General features: G+C 62.3%; 1 protein-coding gene. It reads right to left on the bottom strand.

Going from position 1 to position 1,326, the window contains the following annotated elements; translation table 11 throughout:
• On the bottom strand, window positions 1–1,288 hold a 1,288-nt coding region (locus AC1DT3_RS21460), incomplete at its 3' end, for a glutamate synthase subunit beta (protein WP_477467208.1).
• Window positions 1,289–1,326 lie beyond the last annotated feature (38 nt).

Raw genomic sequence — 1,326 nt, 5'->3', positions numbered from 1 at the left:
ATGTACGATAATCGTTCTCATTGGCGACGACGTTGCCGCGACGGTCGAGAGCGACGCCGGATTGTTCGAGCAATCCCTCCTTGCGCGAGCCGGCAAAGCCGATGGCGATGAACACCAGATCGGCTTTCAGGATGAATTCGGAGCCGGCGATCGGCTCGCGCTTTTCATCGACGCGGGCGCATTTGACACCGATAGCGCGGCCGTTCTTGCCTTCGATGCCCAAGGTCGCTGCCTGGAACTCGCGTTCGGCACCTTCGGCCTGACTCGATGACGTACGCATCTTGGTCGGCCAATAGGGCCACACGGTCAGCTTGTCTTCCCGTTCCGGCGGACGTGGGCGGATGTCGAGCTGGGTCACTGAGAGGGCGCCCTGCCGGAACGCGGTGCCGACGCAGTCGGATGCGGTGTCGCCGCCGCCGATCACCACGACGTGCTTGCCGCCGGCGAGAAGCGGAGCACCGCTCACCTCCTCGGCATTCACCCGTTGGTTGGATTGCGTGAGATAAGGCATGGCGTAATGCACGCCCGGAAGTTCCTGGCCCGGCAGTTTCGGATCGCGCGGGTCTTCGGCGCCGCCCGCAAACAGAACCGCCTCGAACTCGTTGTGCAAGGAAGCGAAGCTGCGTGTGACGCCGACATCGACGCCGCAATGGAAGACGACTCCTTCGGCTTCCATCTGCTTGACGCGCCGATCGATGTGGATCTTCTCCATCTTGAAGTCGGGAATGCCGTAACGCAGCAATCCGCCGGGCTTCGCCTGTCGTTCGAACACATGCACCTCGTGACCGGCGCGCGCCAGTTGCTGCGCGGCGGCAAGGCCGGCCGGTCCCGAACCGATGACAGCGACGCGTTTGCCGGTCGTGACCTCGGCCGGTTCGGGCTTGATCCATCCCATCTGCCACGCCTTGTCGGCGATCGCCTGCTCGATGGTCTTGATCGCGACCGGTTGGTTCTCGAGATTCAGCGTGCACGCCTCCTCGCACGGAGCGGGACAGATGCGCCCGGTGAACTCGGGGAAATTGTTGGTGGAATGAAGGTTGCGCGCAGCCTCTTCCCAATCGTTCTGCCAGACGAGATCGTTCCAGTCGGGAATCTGGTTGTGGACGGGACAACCGGTCGGACCGTGACAGAACGGAATGCCGCAATCCATGCAGCGCGCGGCCTGCTTCTTGAGATCGCTATCGTCGAGCGGCAGCGTAAATTCGCGGAAGTGGCGAATGCGATCGCCGRCGAGCTGATACTTTTGCTCCTGCCGGTCGTATTCGAGAAAGCCTGTGACCTTGCCCATGGGTGCCCTACGGTAGATCTCAATGAACGGATGAAAGG

It is taken from the genome of Microvirga sp. P4_G7 (genome assembly GCF_056401005.1).
The sequence above is the reverse complement of the archived record's forward strand: the minus strand, read 5'-3'. Positions and strand labels throughout refer to the sequence as shown.